Here is a 1,367-nt window from a genome sequence, read left to right as displayed (position 1 = left end):
AAAGATGGTTGTCCAAGCCCTGAAGGATCAGGGTGTGGATGTAGTCTTCGGATACCCAGGCGGCGCCGTGCTGCCGATCTATGACGAGATCTTTCTGCAAAATGACATCCGCCACGTGCTGGTGCGCCACGAACAGGGCGCGGTGCACGCCGCCGAGGGCTATGCCCGCTCCACCGGCAAACCCGGCGTTGTGCTGGTGACCTCTGGTCCCGGCGCCACCAATGCGGTGACCGGTCTGACCGATGCGTTGCTGGATTCCATCCCGCTGGTGGTTCTCACCGGCCAGGTGCCGACCTTCATGATCGGCTCGGACGCCTTTCAGGAAGCCGATACCGTCGGCATCACCCGCCCTTGCACCAAGCACAACTGGCTGGTCAAGGACACCGATGCGCTGGCCGGCACCCTGCATGAGGCCTTTCATGTCGCTACCTCGGGCCGTCCGGGCCCGGTTCTGGTCGACATTCCCAAAGACGTGCAGTTTGCAAACGGCACCTATAACGGGCCGAAACCAGCCGCCTCCCATTACCAGCCGCAAGTCAAAGGCGACATGGAGGAGATCACCGAACTGGTCGCAGCCCTTGAGACCGCTAAACGCCCGGTGTTCTATACCGGCGGCGGCGTGATCAACTCCGGCAATGCCGCCAGCCAATTGCTGCGCGAGCTGATTGACGGCACCGGCATCCCGGTGACCTCAACCCTGATGGGGCTGGGCGCCTATCCGGCCTCCGGCAAGAACTGGCTGGGGATGCTGGGCATGCACGGGCTGTATGAGGCCAACATGGCGATGCACGGCTGCGACCTGATGATCAACATCGGCGCCCGCTTTGACGACCGCATCACCGGCAAGATCGACGCCTTCAGCCCGAAATCGAAGAAGGCGCATATCGATATCGATCCCTCCTCGATCAACAAGGTGATCCGGGTCGATATCCCGATCGTGGGCGATGTGGCGCATGTTCTGGAAGACATCCTGAAGGTCTGGAAGTCGCGCGGCCGCAAGGTGAACCGCGAGGCGCTGGCCAAATGGCACAAGCAGATCGACGAATGGCGCGCGGTGAACTGCCTGAACTTCAAGAACTCGGACAAGACCATCAAGCCGCAATATGCGCTGCAGCGCCTGGAAGAACTGACCAAGGGCCATGACCGCTATATCACCACCGAGGTCGGTCAGCACCAGATGTGGGCGGCGCAATACCTGAATTTCGAGGATCCGAACCGCTGGATGACCTCGGGCGGGCTTGGCACCATGGGCTATGGTTTTCCGGCCTCGATCGGCGCCCAGATGGCGCATCCGGACGCGCTGGTGATCAACGTCGCGGGCGAAGCCTCCTGGCTGATGAACATGCAGGAGATGGGCACTGCGATGC

Annotated in this window: 1 protein-coding gene; it reads left to right on the top strand. The window is 61.7% G+C overall.

Annotated features, from left to right (window positions below; all coding sequences use genetic code 11):
* A partial coding sequence (gene ilvB / locus A2I95_RS38285) for a biosynthetic-type acetolactate synthase large subunit (protein WP_291737635.1) occupies positions 1-1,367 on the top strand: 1,367 nt, incomplete at both ends.

This window comes from Leisingera sp. F5 (assembly GCF_001593695.1).
This window is presented reverse-complemented; position numbering and strand designations above follow the sequence as displayed.